Origin of the sequence: Rickettsia sp. Tenjiku01, assembly GCF_001653015.1 — a bacterium.
In the GTDB taxonomy this organism is placed as follows: Bacteria; Pseudomonadota; Alphaproteobacteria; order Rickettsiales; family Rickettsiaceae; genus Rickettsia; species Rickettsia rickettsii.
Genome location: NZ_BCMR01000018.1, coordinates 16,950 through 34,296 on the forward strand (window position 1 = coordinate 16,950; position 17,347 = coordinate 34,296).

A 17,347-nucleotide genomic window follows, 5' to 3' on the forward strand; every position below is an offset into this window, starting at 1 on the left:
TTTAGTCACTCGCAATGACGATTTGGTATGCGAGCAAGCCTTCCGCAGGGATGACATCAGTTGAGTTAAAAATAACTACTAGGTCTTATAATGAACCATAATAAGTATATAGTAAGATTGTCATTCATTATATTGTTTCTTAATATTGTCATAAATATGATGTTTTATCGTTATTTTATGATAAAAGAAATGATAGTAAAACAAGTGGCTTTGGAACATACTAAAATTGTAGAACTTTACACTGATAATATTTGGAATACTCATCAGAACGTAGTCAGTAAATTACACAAATTCGATTATTTAAAACTATTACAAGATCAAGATTTTATTAATTTTGCAAAGATTACCGCTCAATGGTTCACCAATCTTAATATTAATATTTCTCTCTACGATCTCAAAGGTAATAAATTCATCACTAGTAATATGTTACATATGTATAGTGTAGACAATTATAAAGATGATAGTTTGGTTGAGATAGTTACCGCAAAAATCGATAAATTTTTTTTAAAATCCTTTACTTCAAAAGCTCCGCTTCGAGATGCTTTTGAAGGTATTACAAGTCATATATTATTACCAAGGGTAGTAATAGAAAATGAAAGTGATTTAACAGTGGAAGAGGCTTCTTTTGTTACTAGCTATATCCCTGTTATAAATAATAATTTAGATTTTCCCGTAGATGCAGTATTTGAGATTAACACTAATATTACCAGCCAGTGGCAAAATATAACCTCTCTTGAGCAAAAGGTTTTTATAACTTTTATCATTATTTTTATAATATTCTGCACTATAATTATTAGTAATACTAACTATGCTAGACAAATCATTGAGGAGCAGCTTGAAACAAATAGAAATTTAAAAGCTCAAATAGTAAAAGTAGAAAAAACCAGCTCTTCAAATACAAAGTTTTTTGCTAATATTAGTCATGAATTGCGTACACCGCTTAATGCTATAATAGGCTTTTCGGAAATTCTTATGTCGGAAAGAGATGCAGAAAAAAGTAAAAATTATATTAAAGATATAAATGATGCCGGTAAGCATTTGCTTAGTATGATTAATGATATTTTAGATCTTTCTAAAGCTTCTGCCGATAAATTAAAAGTAGATAGTATAGATCTTGATTTAAATAAATTAATTCGTTCTTCGCTGATACTTGTTAAGCCTCGTGCCGATCAAGCCGAAGTGGCTTTAATTAGTAGATTACCAAAAGAGCATGTGGTTATAAAGGCTGATCCAAAAAGGCTAAAACAAGTATTCTTAAATCTTTTATCAAATGCCGTGAAATTTACACATTCCGGAGGAAGTGTTACTATTGCACTTGAAAAAGATGAGTTAGCAAAATTAGTATATATAAAAGTTATAGATACCGGTATCGGTATTGAGGAAAAAGATATCCCAAAAACTTTATCGGCGTTCGGTCAAATTGATAGTGAGCTTAGTAGAAAATATGAAGGTACCGGTCTTGGGTTACCGCTTACTAAAAAGCTGGTTGAACTTATGAACGGTAAATTTGATTTGCACAGTAAGATAAATGAAGGTACCACCATAACAATAGCGTTTACATATGACGGTAGTATTGAAATATAAAAAATTGTGTGGAATATTAAAAAAATTTCGGTATTATAAAAAAATTATAAATTTTTAAAAAATATATGAAACTGATTGTCTTGTTATTTACTTTTTTATTTTCTATGTTTTCTTTCGGAGAAAGCGGAACTATTAAAGGAAAGCCTTTAAAATATGCAGCAAATAATGATTTTGAAAATAGACTAGATGAACAGGAACAAGAAATCAGAAGGCTAATCGGTAAAGTTGAGGTTTTACAGCATAAAATTGATATGCTAACGCAGAACTCAAATGTTTCAAATCAAGAAGACAATACTGAAGTTTTAGAAGCCGGTGATTCAAAAAAACAAGATGTTTTTGATATAGCTTTGCTTAAAGATATGCCGGGTAATGCGCCTAAAAAACCTATTGCGGTTAATAAGGATATAGCTCCTGATAAGCAAGCCTACGATTTGGCTCTTGCTGCTTATAAAGATAATAAACTTACTGAAGCAAAAGATAAGTTTAAAAATTTTATCCAAAAATATCCTAACAGTTCGCTAATTAGTAATGCTTATTTCTGGTATGGGGAATGCTTTTTTAAACAAAAAGACTATAACGGGGCAGCGGTTAACTATTTAAAAGGCTATAAAGAGTTACCGAAAGGGGCAAAATCTTCCGATGGGTTATTGAAGTTAGCACTTTCCTTAGGCGAACTAAAAAAAACTCAGGAAGCATGTAATATGCTTGCTAAGTTTGATAAGGAATTTCCAACTAATAGAACTGCTGCATCCAAGAAAATGGCAGAAGATGCTAAGATTAAATTTGGCTGTAAAAATAAATAAAAATAATAAAATATGACTGATATTTTGGATGAAGTACTGAGTGATCAAAATGAAGAAAAAAGGTTAATTTTTTTCAAAAAGCTTTTACCTATAATAATAATCATTTCTATAATAGCTATTACTATAATGGTTGTTATTAATAATAATAAAGATAAAAGAATTAAAAATAACCAAAAAAACGGAGATATTCTTGTTAAGACTGTTGGTTTGGAAACAACAAAAGATAATGAAGAATTAGCTTTTAATACTTTAGAGCATTTAGTTACTACTAGTAATACTAAAATCAAAGAAATAGCTGCATTAGAACAAGTAGCCATAAAGATTTCAAAAAAAAAATATTCAGAAGCGAAAGACCTGCTTAATAAAATTATTGAAAATAAAGAATATTCCGAAATTTCTACTTCTTATGCACGTATTTCATGGTGTAGTCTTGTTATTGATGATGACAATCTAGATATTCAAGATAAAGAGAAATTGACCAAATATTTAAACTATTTTGATGACGAGAAAAAGCCTTTTTGGGCTACAGCAACTATTATAAAAGCTATGTGGGATATTAAGAATAATATGAAACCGCAAGCAGAAAAAAATCTAAAAAATTTATTAATTTCAAATAACGTATCTGATCTAATAAAAGATCAGGCTAAAGCATTGCTTGTAAATTTAAATAAATAATAATTCGTACTTAAGGAAAAATATGACAAAAAAAATAGCACTTCTGTTATTACCGTTTATTTTAATTTCATGTAACGGGCTTGGACCAAAAAGGGTAAAAAATATTGTTGAGTTGACTCCTAAATTAGCAATTCAGACTCATGAGCCTATATATTTAGATTCTAATGCAAATATATATGCATTTAATGCAAATATGCTTAAGAATAAACAGTATAGTTTTGCTAGAAGTAAAACGATTACCGAGCCAGTTTTTATAGGCGATATGATTTATGTATTGGATATTAGATCGAATATTTCTGCATTTTCTATAGAGAAAAATAAGATTATTTGGTCTTATAATTTAAGTAGACATAAAAAAGATAATTATATAGGCGGCGGAATTTTACACCATAACGGAAAATTATACGTAACATACGGTTCAAGGTTGTTAGTAGTGCTAGATGCAAAATCAGGTTATGAAATAATTAGAAAAGAACTTCCGGATATTATTAGAATTAAGCCTATTGTGCTCAATGATAATACTGTCTTAGTGCAAACTATCAGTAATCAAACTATTGCTTTAAATGCAGAAACTTTAAAAACCGTATGGGAACATGAAAGCCTAGCGGAAGTTTTGTCGGCTAGTTATTTTATGACGCCGATAGTACAGTATGACAATGTAATAGTAACTTATAATTCCGGGCAAATACTTGCCTTAAATATAACAAACGGTGAAGTAAAATGGAATTTTGAGTTTACAAATCTTAATGATCGTACAGCTATACCGAATTTTGACGAATCAAGTATTTTATGTGCTCCCGTTCATGATAATATGAATCTGTATATAGCAACCGGTCTTGGTAAGCTTATTAAGCTTAATATAGCAACCGGCAGTGTGATTTGGCAGGTAAATGCCGAGGATATTCAATCAATGTCTTTAATCGGTAATAGCCTATTTGTAACAAATAATGCTAGACAAATAGCAGCATTTAATCCTGAAACAGGGAAAGTAAAGTTTGTAGCTGATTTAAATGATGGACAAGATCCTAAGAAATTAAAATCTGCTGCTTTTTTAGTACCTTTTGTTGGAGTTAATAATAACAATAAGCGCAGTTTAAATGTTATTTCCGTTAACGGTGTTTTATATAGTTTTGATGTTGATAATAATGGATTAAACATGATACCTCATGTTGTCAAAATTATAAAAAATATTCGTTATTATGGGCTAAGAGCAAATAATAATTTATATTTTTCTACCGATAGAAAAATAATATTCGGAAGTAAATAAATTATATTTAGCTTGACAGGTAGCGGGTATTAATGCTATTAAATGTGTTGCTTGATTCTTTAATTTTAAATTCTAATTAAAAAGATACTATTGTGAAAACTTACTCGGCAAAGCCATCGGAAATTGAAAAGAAATGGTGGGTCATAGACGCAAAAAATATTGTACTAGGACGACTCGCTAGCAGAGTTGCTAATATGCTACGCGGTAAGCATAAGCCTAGCTTTACACCTCATTTAGATTGTGGTGATAATATAATCATAATAAATGCGGAGCATGTAAAATTAACAGGTAAAAAAGCAAATCCCAAAGACGGAAAAATATATTACAGATATACAGGATTTCCAGGTGGGATAAAAGATACTACGGCAGGTAAAATCTTAAGTGGTAAACACCCTGAGAGGGTTATTAAAATGGCCGTAAAAAGAATGATTACAAGAAATGCTTTAGGTGCTAAGCAAATGAGTAATTTGTATGTTTATGCAAATGGTGATCATCCTCATATGGCACAGCAACCTAATGTTTATGATTTTGCAAGCCAAAATCCAAAAAATAAAAAGTAATAGAATATGCCCGAGTTAAAAATTAAAACAGAAAAAGTAGAAAAGCAGTTAACTAAAGAACCTTTAGTATTAAAAACTCCTAAAGAAAAAATAGATAATTTAGGCAAGTTTTATGCTACAGGTAAAAGAAAAAATGCTATAGCACGAGTATGGCTTAAAGTAGGAAAAGGAAAAATAGTTGTTAATAAAAAAACCATAGCCCAGTATTTTCCTTCTGAAACTTATGTGAAAACTATCTTACAGCCGTTTGTCTTAACAAAAACTATTGATCAGTATGATATAATTTGTACTGTTAGGGGTGGAGGAATTTCAGGACAAAAAGGTGCTATTTTACATGGAATTTCTAAAGCTTTAGATAAAGCTGCTCCGGATTTTCATGCTATTTTGCGTAAAGGTGGTCTTTTAACACGTGATTCTAGGGTAGTAGAGCGTAAGAAATACGGACAACGTAAAGCACGTAAGAAAACACAATTCTCTAAACGTTAAGATAAAATTTGAGAAGTTGCTAGTCAATTGTTGCATGGATCAATTTTTTATTGTCATCCAGCGACTTGATCGTGGGATCCAGCTTAAAATATTTAAATTAATTAGTATGTTAAGTTATTTTTTTGGGGTACCGTGGTCAAGCCACGGTATGACTAAGTACATTTTCCAAGCCATGCAACCGCTTTTATCTAGAATGACACTTCTTAACAAATTATATAAACACTTTTCCCCTGGCGGGGTAGCTCAGCTGGTTAGAGCGACGGAATCATAATCCGTGTGTCGGGGGTTCAAATCCCTCCCTCGCTACCATTCATCTGTCTTTTTGACAGTTCTATAGTAAACTGATTTGAACTTTGTGCTTCGTTGTTCATCCTCTCGTCTATTATATATATAGGCTCTACCTTCGTGCCTGTCACAAAATGGGGGTGAGTTTATTATAGTACTGTTAACAGTCCCATAGTTTTTAATAAAATTTTGTATAAGATAAATATTAGACTTCTTGCATAACCTATTTTATAAAGAGGAATTTGAAGGAAGCACGGAACATAGAACCGGGGCGTAGCCAAATCTATGTAAGGATTCGAGTACCAGATCCAAATTACCTTTAGAAAGAGATTATGCCAAGGAGTCTATTTTATATTAGGTTCTGTGAAGATCTAAAACGATTTGATTTGCACTAAAAAATATCTCAAAATAAAATCAATTAGAAATCTTTATAAAGCCTAGCATTTTATGAAATTGATTTTAACAAGTTTAATTTTTATATTTATGAGCTTTCTTCCAATATATGTTAAATCCTTACTTAAAGGGTTCGTGTATCTGAAAGATATCGACCCTACAATTATTCAAAATATGCATTATTATTCAGATGAAAATTTTGTTGGTAAAAAGGTAGATGCTTATAAAGCATCGGAAGCAATTTTAACCATAGAAGCTGTTAAGGCTCTTAAAGCAGTACAAGCTGAGATACAAAAAGATGGTTATTCACTGATTATATGCATATAGACCACAAAAAGCTGTACAACATTTTTAAGATGGAGCAAAGATAATATTGATCAAAAAAATAAGGAAAGCTTTTACCCATATATATAGATAAGTCTAAATGTTTTATATTAGGTTATATAGCTGAAAGATCTAGTCATAGTAGGAGTACTGTAGATTGATCAATAATAAAGCTTCAGAAGGAAGTTAATAATAATCCTGAAGTCATTATTAAGAGAAAGCTGAAAGACGCGCGTGTTATAATCCTCTTTAGATGACAATACGGTAGACATGTATACTTCTTTTGACTTATTTGATAAAGCTTTACCTCATGATAGTAAATTAATTGATAAGCAATATTAAACGTAATTATTTATGTTCTAAGATGCAAAAACATAATTTTAAAGCATGTAAAATTGAGTGGTGGCATTATACAAACTTGCAGATGAGCCTTATAAAGATCAATATTTTAACTTTGATATAGAAAAAAAACTATGACAGTATTAAGTGAGAAAAGATGCATACCATGTGAGGGTGGAGTTCCGCCACTTGAGAAAAAAGAAATTGATAAGTTATTAGTTCAATTACAAAGTGAGTGGCAAGTGAATGCATTAGGGCCTCTTTATAAAAAATATAAATTTTCTAATTTTATAAAAGCTATGGAATTTGCAAATAAGATAACTGAAATTGCAGAGCAGGAAGCACATCATCCCGATTTAACTATATCTTGGGGCGCATGTAGTGTGGAAATATGGACTCATAAAATAGACGGTCTTATGGAAAACAACTTTATATTGGCTGCAAAGATAGAAAGTATAATCTAATTATTTTCAGGTTGAATTACTTAAGTGAAAAGAATAATAGCAAAAATCACACAAGTATCAACAGCTAAACGGTGGTTTCTTATTAAATTAATTGAATTATAACAATAATCTTAATAATAAGACATGTTATAATAAACATAAAGTAACGTTATGCCAAATTATCATATTAAATTTTTACCAAATATAGTTAAGTTAATCGGTTATTTTTGTAGACTTATTTTATTACCATATTTAATACCAGCTGATTCTAGTGAAAATAGTTATGACCAAAGCCTTGATAGAAATAAGGTATATTCTGTACATTTAAAACCTTTTTCTAATACCTCTACATATTTTTTAGATGAGCATCCTGATCGATCATACCTTTGTACATATTGCTGATAAAAAATATATTTTATGTGGATTGGTTAGAGAGCTAAAATTTGCGTTTGAAGATATAAATTCATGATTTTTAATGCCGGAAACTCAAATTGATACGGTTAATTGGGAAACTGAAACAACAAATTACTGTCTAAGTAATTTCATTATAAACTTATTTCATATAAGAGAAGTAAAAGATTTTATTGCTAATATAACTATATCTAATCTAGCAAATGCATTTACTGCACATATAATCGGTGATAATAATTATAACCTAATAAAGAATGATAGTACGTACATATTAAGTGCTGCTCTACAAGTACTATATATAATTTTTACTGAATTAATGATTCAAATTCTTTTACGATGGCTTGGTAAAGTTTACGTTTAAACGGTATTATAATAGATAAGAGTTCATCAAGTGATGCCCAACGCCATTGGTCAAATTCCGGATTAGAGGTATTTATATTAATATCTTCGTTATTTCCGGTAAACCTAATTAAAAACCAGCGTTGTTTTTGTCCACGAAAATTACCGTTCCACAGTTTAGGTATTAAAAAGCTTGGTACATCATAACTATACCAGAATTTGCTTTCGGCAATAATATATCCTTTATCGCTGCCTATTTCTTCTAACATCTCACGCATTGCTGCGATACTTGGTGTTTCGCCGGGAACTATCCCACCTTGCGGCATTTGCCATGCAGATATTTTTGTATCTATTCTTTTACCGACGAATATATGGTTATCGGCATTTAATATCATCATGCCGACCCCTGGTCTATATGGTAAATCAAGATGTTTTTTGGAAGAATTGCTCATTATTTTTTTACTTTAAAAAATCAATTATAATTTTACTACTTTATTTTTACCCGTTGTTTTAGCTTCATACATAGCTTTGTCAGCACGTTCAATGAAAGATTCTATTGATTCTTCTTTTTTATATTTCGTAACTCCGATTGAAATAGTTGTTTTTAAAGGTTTAATTTGATCTTCAATGTGAAAATTCATATATTCTATTTTAACTCTAACTCTCTCCGCAGTTTCAATTGCTTTAGAAATATCTATATCCGTTAAGAGTATAGTAAATTCTTCACCGCCGAATCTTGCTATTAAGTCTGTTACTCTGAGAGTATTCTTCAAAATACGGGATACAATTGTTAAAACCTTATCGCCTGCTTGATGACCGTAAGTATCGTTTACATGTTTAAAATTGTCGATATCGCACATAAGTAAATATAATTTAATACTTTCTTTATTAGTTTTCTCAATAATTTGTTTGAGATGTATATCGAAATAGCGACGATTAAATAAGCCGGTTAGACCGTCTTTAACTGCTAAATTGACACTTTGTTCAAGATCATTACGTAAATTATCTTGATATTGCTTACGTCTTAATTGTGTTTTAATTCTAGCAAGCAATTCACTTTCCTCTATAGGATAAACGAAATAATCATTAATACCGAGTTCAATACCTTTCACAACCAAAGGTATACCGTCTTCATCAATTTGTAAAATTATTACTACGCCGCTTATTTCTGCTTTACCTCTTAAAATAACACTGATCCTCAAAGGATCGTCATTTTCGAGCGTACTACTGATAATTACTAAATCGGGGGTATATTCATTTATAATATCTAATTCATCGGAATTACTTATTACCTTTACGTTTTGGGTAAGCTTAAGTAACATTTGTTTTATATTTTTAGCTTGTACCACATCATCATTAATTAGTAATATTTTTTTATCTGCACAAGTGTCATGCATTTCGATATTTGTTACGCCTAATAATGCATTAGTGCTATTACGAAGCTTTAACTCATCAATTAAGCTTTTCATTCTAGATAGTGATTTAAGTCTTACAAATAGAGCAGTATCGTTAATCGGCTTTGTTAAAAACTCATCAGCTCCTGCCTCAAGACCTTTAACTCGATCATCAATATCGGAAAGTGCAGTTACCATTACAACCGGTATATGAGTAGTTTCCGGATCGGTTTTTATCGTGTGACATACCTCACATCCATCCATTTCCGGCATCATAACATCAAGTAGTATAATATCAATTTTTTCTTTTTTAAGAATTGCTAGTGCTTCTTTACCGCTATTTGCAGTAAGAACCGTATAATACTCTTTTAAAAGTTTGGCTGTTAGTAACTTAATATTGGGTTCTATATCATCTACTACTAATATTGTGGTCATAAGATTAAATTCTTGTTTTTAAAGGAAATAATTTGTATATTTATACTTTAATTTTAAGTATTAAATGTATGATATATGAAAATTTCAGCAAATTCAATTAGAACAGGTAACATATTAGTGTATAATAATGATTTATGGGTTGTCAGCAAAACACCGGAACATACTCAACCCGGGAAAGGTGGAGCTTATGTACAAGTTGAAATGAAAAATTTAAAAACAGGGACAAAGCGTAACGAAAGATTCAGTTCTGCCGATTATTTAGAAAAAGCTGAACTTGAACAAAAAGATTATCAATTTTTATATTTTGAAGGTGATGATTTGGTATTAATGGATACCAATCATTTTGATCAAATAAATATTTCCAAGGAAATGTTAGAAGAAAAATTATCTTTCTTAACTGAAAATATGATTGTTAAAGTCGAATTTTATAATGACAAGCCTTTAAATATTGAGCTTCCTCCAACTGTTATACTTGAAATTAGTGAAACTGATCCGGTAATAAAAGGAGCAACCGCTACCGCTTCTTATAAACCAGCAATTTTAGAAAACGGTATTAAAGTTAAAGTCCCGCAATATTTAGAAATAGGAGAAAAAATTGTTGTTAAAACTGATGATATGACATATGTTGGGCGAGCGAAGTAAGCTGTTTTATTGAACTATGGATACCATCCCGTCATTGCGAGCAGCCGTAGGCTGCGTGGCAATCTCGTCAAATATTCTGAGATTGCTTAGTCAAAACTTACAGTTTTACCTCGCAATGATGAATTTCAGCATCCACTCAGGCAATGCTTTTAGCTAGGAATGGTATCAATTTTTTAAAGCCATACGACATAATTTCTAAAACTAATATCTTAAATTAAAAATATCAAATGCAGCCTATAACTAATGTATTAATTAATGCCCTGCGTAAAGCTGTTAAGTTTTTGCATAGAGATTTTTTAGAACTCGAAATGCTACAAAAAAATTCTGTAAGAAATGAAGAATTTTGTAAGCGATCTTATTTAAAATTAAAAACTTTATTATGTGAAGAATTACAAAAACATACACAATATTTATTTTTTCCGGAGGATAAATTCGATTTAAATAATAATTATGAGAGTGTTTTTTTAATTAATCCTATAGATAGCCCAAATAATTTCGCCAGAAGCATACCTTTTTTTGCGATATCCGTAACTTATTTAAAAAGGAATCAAGAAGTTTTAACGCCTACTTCTACAGTAATATATTTTCCTGCTCTTAATGAAATTTATTATGCTGAAAAAGGTAAGGGAGCTTGGATAGAAAAAAATAATTTAAACTCTAATTATCAAGGATTAAGACTTAGAGTTTCCGATAATGCCGATTTAAAAAACTGTTTAGCAATTATTGAAGATGTAACTCATAATGATTTGGAGGAGATAGAGGTAGATAATATTAGATCTTTTGGTTCTCTTTGCTATGGGGCTACGCTTGTAGCGTCAGGTAAAGCGGATTTAATATGTTTATCATTATTAAATTTTACATTATATTATGCATTTGAGCTTTTTATTAAGGAAGCAGGCGGGATAATTATAGATTCTAGCGATAAATTTCTATATTCAAATCGTTATATTGCTAAAAAACTTAAAAAATATTAGACAAGAAATTATTTTAGATTTGCATTTTTATTGTTATAATAATATTAATATAATTATTAATTCATAAAGTTATGGCACATTATAAAGAGTTTGAATTTGACTGCGATTTTAGTGGACAAAGAGCCAAGTTTAAGTTTTATATAGGTACGCCTCAAGAAGGGCATCATCCGCTACAATTTCAAGCAAAATGGTTATCTGACGAAAGAGGCGGTACTATTCCTGATGATGTTATGAAAGCAATATCACAGCTAAATGATCTTGCCAAAAAAAACGGCGTTCCACTCCCGGATTTATGTGTATATGCTCTTGGTGCTGCGCAAGAAGTCCAAACTACCCCTCAAGACGAAGATGAAAACGAGAGTGAGAACCAACAGGCATAGTTAAAAATAATAAGGAGATTCATAGAGATTAAAATGAAACAATATAATGATTTATTTAAAATTATTCACCGCGAAGGATATATATTTATTGCTAGCTTTGCATTAGTAAGTTTTTTATTAGCATCATTTAATGAAAAACTTGGCTGTATTGGATGTATTGCTACTGCTTGGTGTATTTATTTTTTCCGTAATCCTGATCGCTTTGTGCCTATAAGTGATGATCTGGTAATAAGTCCTGCAGATGGAATAATTCAAGAAATTAAGGAAGCATTGCCGCCTCCGGAATTAGGGCTTGGTGATGTGGAAATGATTAGAGTTAGTATTTTTCTAAATATTTTTAATGTCCATGTTAATAGAATCCCGGCAAACGGAAAAATTTTAGCACTTCATTATAATCCAGGAAAATTTTTTAATGCTTCACTCGATAAAGCTAGTATTTATAATGAGCGTCAATCAGTATTAATGGAAACTGCTCAAGGTCAGAAAATTGTTTTTGTTCAAATAGCCGGACTTATAGCAAGGCGTATAGTGTGTGATTTAGAAGAGGCTAATGAAGTTAAAACGGGCGAGCGATATGGTATAATTCGTTTCGGTAGCAGAGTAGATGTTTATCTACCGTTGAAAACAGCTTTATTAGTGAGTAAAGGGCAGACTGCTATAGGCGGTGAAACTATCATTGCTGATTTTGGACGTAAAAAGACAACAGAATTTAAGTTTGAGAGGAAGTAGCCTCATAACTTTAAAACCATCATTGCGAGCAGCCGTAGGCATGGTTTGTTTATGTTATTCCCGCGTAGGCGGGAGGGAATCCAGTGAAACGTATAAAAAACAAGTTTTTTATCTGTTTATTTTATCAAATTAAGATTATTTTTTTCTGGATTCCTGCTTTTGCAGGAATGAGACATTGACAGCCATGCAACCACACTGTTTTTTCCTTGCAATGACGTGATAAATACATTTTGAGTATAAAAATTGTTAAAAATTCGTAAATCTATAATAACTAAGCCTGTACCTCTAATAAAATTAATTCCCAACTTTATTACGTTGCTTGGTTTAGTAACCGGTATGAGTTCTATAAAATTTGCTTTGGATAGCAGATGGGAACTTGCGGTATATTGCATTATAGTAGCGGCAATTATTGACGGTATCGACGGTAGAATAGCAAGGATGCTAAATGCAGTTAGTCCATTTGGTGCAGAGCTTGATTCATTATGCGATTTTGCTAATTTCGGTATAGCTCCTGCATATCTGATATATTTATGGTCTTTTCAACAATATGAGTATAAGGTATTTTCATCAGCGGTAATGTTATTATTTATAGTGTGTATGGCACTACGTTTAGCTCGCTTTAACGTTGGTATTTATCAACCGAAACAAGATAAAACTGACTATTTTTTTACCGGTGTACCTGCCCCATGCGGTGCTTTACTTGCTTTAATGCCTGTAATGATAGATTTTGAAATCGGTACGTTATTAAATATCAATACCCGTACTCATACTATAACAATTAATATATATTTGGCTATTATAGCTTTTCTACTTGCTAGTAGGCTTCCTACAATCTCAACAAAAAATTTGAGTATTAAACCTGAATATTTATCGCTTGCAATGATTTTAGTTGCTATTGTTATTATAAATCTTATCATATATCCATGGTATTCACTACCGGTAATTGCAGTTATATATATTCTTTCTATACCAATTTGTTATTTTTTGAAACATAGAGGGTATTGGTAAAGTTAATTATGCCGAGTGTGTTACAACAAGCTATCGACAAATATAAACATCATCCATTTACTAAATATGTAATTATTATAGCCTTAATCATATTTATTTATTTGGGATATAGAATTTATGTTTGGGCAAATACACAATCTACGGATAATGCTTACATAGATGCAGATATTTCAAATGTTAGTGCTGAAGTTAGCGGTGTTTTAACAAAGTTATTTGTTACCAATAATACTAAAGTTAATAAAGGCGATCTGATAGGTGAAATTGACGATAGAGATTATAAGGCAAAGCTTGCAGCACTTGAAGCATCTATTGAAGCTTGCATAAAAAATATAGAAATTATAGAGCAAAAAATCTCAATAGGGCAGATTAGCCTAGAGCAAGCAGCTGAAAAATTAAAGCTTAATAAAATAAGCTTTGATATTGTTGCAACAGATTTTATGAGAGTGCAGGAGTTAAATAAGGCAAAATTTGCTAGCTCTAAAACGTTAGATGATTCTAAAAACGCATATCAAAAAGCCAAAACGGATTATAAACAAGCACAGTTAGATTTAGATATATCTAAGCAACATTTACAGCTTCTTGAGCTTGAAAAAGCAGCAGAACAGGAAAAACTTAAAGAGCTAACAGCAAATAAAAAAGTAACCTTAAGGAGCTTACAAAATACTAAACTTATTGCTATGGTACCCGGTATATTCGGTAATAGTAGTTTAGAAGTCGGAAATTACATAGTACCGGGTAGAGCGTTGTTTTCTATAGTTCAAGATAATACTATGTATATTCAGGCTAATTTTAAAGAAACACAAATTCAGAAATTTAAGTCCGGCATGAAAGTCAAAATTGAATTTGATGCTTTGCCTAAAAAGGTAATTTACGGGAAGATTCGTAATATTGCTCCTGCGACCGGCTCTAAATTTAGCTTAATCCCACCAGATCATGCTACCGGTAATTTTACTAAAAGTGTACAACGTGTACCTGTTTTAATAGATTTTGAATCCCCAAATGCTAATCTAGTTCCTGGCATGTCAGCAATCGTATCCATTAGAACGGATCAAAGTACGTAATTTTTGTTAAAAAATAGCAATAATTATTCTATTAAAAGTACATATTCTAGTATTATTTACTGATTACTTAAAAAGCTATATAATAATACCAAAAGTAATAATTAATATGCAAAGATATTTAGATCCCACTAATTGATAGTGTATTTAAAAAAATCTTTCGTGATTTAGAGAGGTTCAAGGAATTTATCAATGCAGTTCTTGAACTACCTGAGGGGCTTAGAATTAAAGCAATAGAATTTATACCTGTAGAGCAAGTACCTATGCTCGATAAAGGGAACAAAAAGCATATTTGATTTAAAGGTTAAAGATGAAGCCGGTAGCTGGTATATAATCGAGATGCAAAAAAGAAATGAAAGCGATTACTTAAAAAGAGTGCAATATTATTCTGCTCATTCTTACGTACAGCAACTTACACAAGGAATAAAGCATAAAGATTTATTACTGGTAATAGTTATACTTATTAATACTAAAATGCTTGAAACTAAAACAAATAAGCAATATTTATTTGATTTTTCCTATGTATTTATAGAGCTTAAAATTTTGATAAAGATAAGCTTGAAACTACTATAGATGAGTGGCTACATTTATTTAAGTGTGCAGAAACAGAAAACAGCCCACCTGCAAATATAAAGAGCGAGAAGGTATTAGATGCATACAATATAATAGAAATGCATAACCTCACCGCCGAAGAATATGATGCCTATATAAGAGCGAAATTAATGGAAGATGCCGAGGAAATAGCTTTAGGAAGAACAGTGTGAAAAAGGGAAAGAAAGAAGCATAGAAATAGCAAAGAACTTGTGACTTAAAGATATAGATGTCAATATAATAGCAGATTCAACAGGGCTAACTATAGAAGAAATAGAAGAGCTAAAAGCAAAAATAGAAAATTCTGAAACTAGTTGATTAATTATTTGCTCTTTAACTCTGCTAATTCTTTCTTGAGTTTTATTACTAAAGTTTGTAATTTTTCAAATTCTTCGCGAGTGACGTAATTACCTTTAAGTATTTTATCCTCAATTATGCCACAGCTTTTATCCGTTATACTATTTAAGGCTTTTTGTGCTACGCTGCTAGCGCCAACGGCTACTTTTAAAATATTATTTGTTTTCATAGTACCTCTATCGATAAAGCATGCAAGCCGCTATTAAATTCATCGGCAAGTAAGTTATTAATAGTGCGATGATTGGCAATTAGGCTTGTCCCCTGTAATGTTTCTGCAGAAATTCTTATTTTTATATGGCTGTGAATTCCGTTATAATGACTAGCATGTTTATAGCTTTCATCTATTATTTCTTGAAAATGTGGTTTTAACACACTTAATTTTTCTTGTATCCTTTCTATGCGGTTCATATTTTTATTTCATTTACAGTAAAAATGTCCTAATATTCTTAAGTATATAATTTTATGATACACATGGCAATGTCGGAATTAATAACGGATTATAAAGATTTACAAGATGCGATAGATAAATTGGAAAAAGGCGTATGTTTTGCTTGTAGATTAGTTAATTATGATGAAATAGAATTTATAGAGCAGGGTAAGCATTGTATAATTGAAGATTTAGATCAAATCATTGAAGATGTAAGCAAAGAACTTAATATTTTTTCAAAGTTTAAGAAAATAAAGAAAGATAGAATATTATTTATCCTAAATACTACTGATTCTGACTTAATTAAAAATTTTGCTAGAAAATTATATTTATTTTTGCAGCTTTATATTAATGAACAGCAGCCGGCAATTTATATGAATTGTTATATTGCGAGTATTAAATTTCCAAAAAAAGTAAGTAATAATGCTAAAGAAATTGAAAAAACATTAAATATGTTACTTTCACAAAATAATAATTATTATTACCGTGAATATAGCAGTACAGAACATGATTTGGAAAATATAAGAAAATCTAATCTTCAGCTTAACTTACTAAGACAAGCCTTAGCAAAAAAGACTATGCGATTTGCTTATCAGCCTATAATAGATCGTAATACTATGAAGATTCATTATTATGAATGTCTGCTTCGTATACCTGACGAGAACGGTGTTTATATTTCCGTAGGTCCTATAATCCCTATTGCTGAAAATAAAGGATTAATTTTTATAATTGATCAAATTGTTTTAGCAATGACTGTTAATGAACTTGCCCGCAACCCTAACTTAATGTTAGCCGTTAATATTTCAAATATAGGAATAGGCGATGAAGCTTTATGGGACATAGCAGAAAACTTATTAAAAGCTCATAATGTTCGGGATCGTTTAATTATTGAAATTACGGAAACTTCTTTCAATCAGCATTACGATAAAATAACTTTATTTATTAATAAACTACGTAAGTACGGATGTAAATTTGCATTAGACGATTTTGGTGCGGGTTTTACTTCTTTTAAACAACTTCAAAGCTTACCAATTGATATTATCAAAATTGACGGTGAATATGTGCGTAGTATTACAAGTGATGTACAAAGTAGGTATTTCGTAGAAAGATTAATTAAAATTTCAGAAGATTTAGGTATTGAAACGGTAGCTGAATTCGTAGAAAACGGAGAAATAGCTAAATTTTTAATTGATCTAAAAGTCGGTGGGCTACAAGGAAACTTCTATTCCGAAGCAACATTTGATAGGGTGGATGAGGTTTAATGATTGTCATACTGAACCGGTTTTGTTGCATGGCTCTTGAAAAAGATTCCGATGTCATGCCGTGATTTGAGCATGGTATCCATAAAAATAACTTTTAATATCAATGATTTTAATATTTTAAACTGGATATCGCGATCAAGTCGCGGTATGACACAGTTAGTGCTTGACAATGTTACTTAAA

The 17,347-nt window shown here is 30.8% G+C and carries 20 protein-coding genes, 1 tRNA gene and 4 pseudogenes; 21 read left to right on the top strand and 4 right to left on the bottom strand.

All coding sequences use genetic code 11. The annotated features are described in order from the left end of the window. Positions 1 to 90 precede the first annotated feature (90 nt). The 12 genes and pseudogenes from TENJIKU01_RS05250 to TENJIKU01_RS10735 form a co-directional block, all read left to right on the top strand. Entirely contained in the window at positions 91 to 1,584 is a 1,494-nt protein-coding gene (locus TENJIKU01_RS05250) for a sensor histidine kinase (protein WP_064429467.1), read from the top strand. A 65-nt stretch (positions 1,585 to 1,649) separates the two neighbouring features. Next, positions 1,650 to 2,387 carry a tol-pal system protein YbgF gene (gene ybgF, locus TENJIKU01_RS05255; protein WP_064429468.1) on the top strand — a complete coding sequence of 246 codons (738 nt, stop codon included), beginning with the start codon at positions 1,650 to 1,652 and terminating at the stop codon, positions 2,385 to 2,387. Positions 2,388 to 2,399: 12 nt separating this feature from the next. After that, a complete protein-coding gene (locus TENJIKU01_RS05260) occupies positions 2,400 to 3,062 on the top strand; it encodes a DUF2659 family protein (RefSeq protein WP_064429469.1) in 663 nt (220 codons plus the stop codon). Between the two features lie 22 nt (positions 3,063 to 3,084). After that, positions 3,085 to 4,329: an outer membrane protein assembly factor BamB gene (locus tag TENJIKU01_RS05265; RefSeq protein ID WP_064429470.1), complete on the top strand. Its 1,245-nt coding sequence runs from the start codon at positions 3,085 to 3,087 to the stop codon at positions 4,327 to 4,329. Positions 4,330 to 4,421: 92 nt separating this feature from the next. Next, on the top strand, positions 4,422 to 4,889 hold the full coding sequence (gene rplM / locus TENJIKU01_RS05270; RefSeq protein WP_064429471.1) for a 50S ribosomal protein L13: 468 nt from the start codon (positions 4,422 to 4,424) through the stop codon (positions 4,887 to 4,889). Between the two features lie 6 nt (positions 4,890 to 4,895). Continuing rightward, entirely contained in the window at positions 4,896 to 5,375 is a 480-nt protein-coding gene (rpsI, locus tag TENJIKU01_RS05275; RefSeq protein WP_064429472.1) for a 30S ribosomal protein S9, read from the top strand. Between the two features lie 232 nt (positions 5,376 to 5,607). Beyond that, positions 5,608 to 5,684 (top strand) — tRNA-Met (locus TENJIKU01_RS05280). Positions 5,685 to 6,143: 459 nt separating this feature from the next. Beyond that, positions 6,144 to 6,380, top strand: a complete 237-nt coding sequence (locus TENJIKU01_RS05285; protein WP_227780021.1) for a D-alanyl-D-alanine dipeptidase — start codon at positions 6,144 to 6,146, stop codon at positions 6,378 to 6,380. Between the two features lie 267 nt (positions 6,381 to 6,647). Further along, positions 6,648 to 6,792, top strand: a pseudogene (locus TENJIKU01_RS09845) (peptidase M15); the annotation flags it as partial. A 58-nt stretch (positions 6,793 to 6,850) separates the two neighbouring features. Continuing rightward, positions 6,851 to 7,180 (top strand): 4a-hydroxytetrahydrobiopterin dehydratase, encoded by a 330-nt coding sequence (locus TENJIKU01_RS05290; protein ID WP_064429474.1) that lies wholly within the window; start codon positions 6,851 to 6,853, stop codon positions 7,178 to 7,180. Between the two features lie 150 nt (positions 7,181 to 7,330). Beyond that, a pseudogene (locus tag TENJIKU01_RS07805) lies at positions 7,331 to 7,628 on the top strand (hypothetical protein). A 6-nt stretch (positions 7,629 to 7,634) separates the two neighbouring features. Next, positions 7,635 to 7,844, top strand: a pseudogene (locus tag TENJIKU01_RS10735) (hypothetical protein); the annotation flags it as partial. A gap of 31 nt (positions 7,845 to 7,875) precedes the next feature. On the opposite strand, the gene TENJIKU01_RS05300 reads toward TENJIKU01_RS10735, so the two are convergent. Together TENJIKU01_RS05300 and TENJIKU01_RS05305 are read right to left on the bottom strand one after the other, a co-directional pair. Continuing rightward, a complete protein-coding gene (locus TENJIKU01_RS05300; protein ID WP_064429475.1) occupies positions 7,876 to 8,361 on the bottom strand; it encodes an RNA pyrophosphohydrolase in 486 nt (161 codons plus the stop codon). A gap of 24 nt (positions 8,362 to 8,385) precedes the next feature. Beyond that, complete coding sequence (locus TENJIKU01_RS05305) at positions 8,386 to 9,738, bottom strand: PleD family two-component system response regulator (RefSeq protein ID WP_064429476.1); 1,353 nt, start codon at positions 9,736 to 9,738, stop codon at positions 8,386 to 8,388. A 75-nt stretch (positions 9,739 to 9,813) separates the two neighbouring features. On the opposite strand from TENJIKU01_RS05305, the gene efp reads away from it, so the two are divergent. The 8 genes and pseudogenes from efp to TENJIKU01_RS05340 all read left to right on the top strand — a co-directional run bounded on the left by efp (position 9,814) and on the right by TENJIKU01_RS05340 (position 15,102). Continuing rightward, positions 9,814 to 10,380, top strand: coding sequence for an elongation factor P (efp, locus tag TENJIKU01_RS05310; protein WP_064429477.1), 567 nt, complete (start codon positions 9,814 to 9,816; stop codon positions 10,378 to 10,380). Between the two features lie 227 nt (positions 10,381 to 10,607). Further along, positions 10,608 to 11,354, top strand: a complete 747-nt coding sequence (locus TENJIKU01_RS05315) for an inositol monophosphatase family protein (protein WP_064429478.1) — start codon at positions 10,608 to 10,610, stop codon at positions 11,352 to 11,354. A gap of 71 nt (positions 11,355 to 11,425) precedes the next feature. After that, positions 11,426 to 11,734 (top strand): DUF2610 domain-containing protein, encoded by a 309-nt coding sequence (locus TENJIKU01_RS05320; protein WP_064429479.1) that lies wholly within the window; start codon positions 11,426 to 11,428, stop codon positions 11,732 to 11,734. Positions 11,735 to 11,767: 33 nt separating this feature from the next. Next, complete coding sequence (locus TENJIKU01_RS05325) at positions 11,768 to 12,463, top strand: phosphatidylserine decarboxylase (RefSeq protein WP_064429480.1); 696 nt, start codon at positions 11,768 to 11,770, stop codon at positions 12,461 to 12,463. Positions 12,464 to 12,706: 243 nt separating this feature from the next. After that, entirely contained in the window at positions 12,707 to 13,471 is a 765-nt protein-coding gene (gene pssA, locus TENJIKU01_RS05330) for a CDP-diacylglycerol--serine O-phosphatidyltransferase (protein ID WP_064429481.1), read from the top strand. An 8-nt stretch (positions 13,472 to 13,479) separates the two neighbouring features. Then, positions 13,480 to 14,532 (top strand): HlyD family secretion protein, encoded by a 1,053-nt coding sequence (locus tag TENJIKU01_RS05335; RefSeq protein ID WP_064429482.1) that lies wholly within the window; start codon positions 13,480 to 13,482, stop codon positions 14,530 to 14,532. A gap of 106 nt (positions 14,533 to 14,638) precedes the next feature. Beyond that, a pseudogene (locus TENJIKU01_RS10740) lies at positions 14,639 to 14,825 on the top strand (hypothetical protein). Between the two features lie 37 nt (positions 14,826 to 14,862). Further along, on the top strand, positions 14,863 to 15,102 hold the full coding sequence (locus TENJIKU01_RS05340; RefSeq protein ID WP_255374212.1) for an Rpn family recombination-promoting nuclease/putative transposase: 240 nt from the start codon (positions 14,863 to 14,865) through the stop codon (positions 15,100 to 15,102). 340 nt (positions 15,103 to 15,442) lie between these two features. Here the strand turns inward: TENJIKU01_RS05340 and TENJIKU01_RS05345 are convergent, their stop codons facing one another. Beyond that, positions 15,443 to 15,646: a hypothetical protein gene (locus tag TENJIKU01_RS05345; RefSeq protein ID WP_004996338.1), complete on the bottom strand. Its 204-nt coding sequence runs from the start codon at positions 15,644 to 15,646 to the stop codon at positions 15,443 to 15,445. Next, positions 15,643 to 15,885, bottom strand: a complete 243-nt coding sequence (locus tag TENJIKU01_RS05350; protein ID WP_064429484.1) for a BolA family protein — start codon at positions 15,883 to 15,885, stop codon at positions 15,643 to 15,645. The genes TENJIKU01_RS05345 and TENJIKU01_RS05350 overlap by 4 nt, the downstream gene beginning before the upstream one ends. 54 nt (positions 15,886 to 15,939) lie before the next feature. Here TENJIKU01_RS05350 and TENJIKU01_RS05355 point away from each other — a divergent pair, with 54 nt between their 5' ends. After that, positions 15,940 to 17,166, top strand: a complete 1,227-nt coding sequence (locus TENJIKU01_RS05355) for an EAL domain-containing protein (protein ID WP_064429485.1) — start codon at positions 15,940 to 15,942, stop codon at positions 17,164 to 17,166. Positions 17,167 to 17,347 lie beyond the last annotated feature (181 nt).

What these genes read in the sequence shown, in the direction of transcription:
- TENJIKU01_RS05315 (WP_064429478.1), top strand. Translation starts at nt 10,608, where the DNA reads ATGCAGCCTATAACTAATGTATTAATTAATGCCCTGCGTAAAGCTGTT.
- TENJIKU01_RS05250 (WP_064429467.1), top strand. Translation starts at nt 91, where the DNA reads ATGAACCATAATAAGTATATAGTAAGATTGTCATTCATTATATTGTTT.
- TENJIKU01_RS05285 (WP_227780021.1), top strand. Translation starts at nt 6,144, where the DNA reads ATGAGCTTTCTTCCAATATATGTTAAATCCTTACTTAAAGGGTTCGTG.
- rpsI (WP_064429472.1), top strand. Translation starts at nt 4,896, where the DNA reads ATGCCCGAGTTAAAAATTAAAACAGAAAAAGTAGAAAAGCAGTTAACT.
- TENJIKU01_RS05290 (WP_064429474.1), top strand. Translation starts at nt 6,851, where the DNA reads ATGACAGTATTAAGTGAGAAAAGATGCATACCATGTGAGGGTGGAGTT.
- TENJIKU01_RS05355 (WP_064429485.1), top strand. Translation starts at nt 15,940, where the DNA reads ATGATACACATGGCAATGTCGGAATTAATAACGGATTATAAAGATTTA.
- TENJIKU01_RS05300 (WP_064429475.1), bottom strand. Translation starts at nt 8,361, where the DNA reads ATGAGCAATTCTTCCAAAAAACATCTTGATTTACCATATAGACCAGGG.
- TENJIKU01_RS05345 (WP_004996338.1), bottom strand. Translation starts at nt 15,646, where the DNA reads ATGAAAACAAATAATATTTTAAAAGTAGCCGTTGGCGCTAGCAGCGTA.
- TENJIKU01_RS05325 (WP_064429480.1), top strand. Translation starts at nt 11,768, where the DNA reads ATGAAACAATATAATGATTTATTTAAAATTATTCACCGCGAAGGATAT.
- TENJIKU01_RS05350 (WP_064429484.1), bottom strand. Translation starts at nt 15,885, where the DNA reads ATGAACCGCATAGAAAGGATACAAGAAAAATTAAGTGTGTTAAAACCA.
- TENJIKU01_RS05265 (WP_064429470.1), top strand. Translation starts at nt 3,085, where the DNA reads ATGACAAAAAAAATAGCACTTCTGTTATTACCGTTTATTTTAATTTCA.
- efp (WP_064429477.1), top strand. Translation starts at nt 9,814, where the DNA reads ATGAAAATTTCAGCAAATTCAATTAGAACAGGTAACATATTAGTGTAT.
- TENJIKU01_RS05320 (WP_064429479.1), top strand. Translation starts at nt 11,426, where the DNA reads ATGGCACATTATAAAGAGTTTGAATTTGACTGCGATTTTAGTGGACAA.
- TENJIKU01_RS05260 (WP_064429469.1), top strand. Translation starts at nt 2,400, where the DNA reads ATGACTGATATTTTGGATGAAGTACTGAGTGATCAAAATGAAGAAAAA.
- TENJIKU01_RS05305 (WP_064429476.1), bottom strand. Translation starts at nt 9,738, where the DNA reads ATGACCACAATATTAGTAGTAGATGATATAGAACCCAATATTAAGTTA.
- TENJIKU01_RS05335 (WP_064429482.1), top strand. Translation starts at nt 13,480, where the DNA reads ATGCCGAGTGTGTTACAACAAGCTATCGACAAATATAAACATCATCCA.
- ybgF (WP_064429468.1), top strand. Translation starts at nt 1,650, where the DNA reads ATGAAACTGATTGTCTTGTTATTTACTTTTTTATTTTCTATGTTTTCT.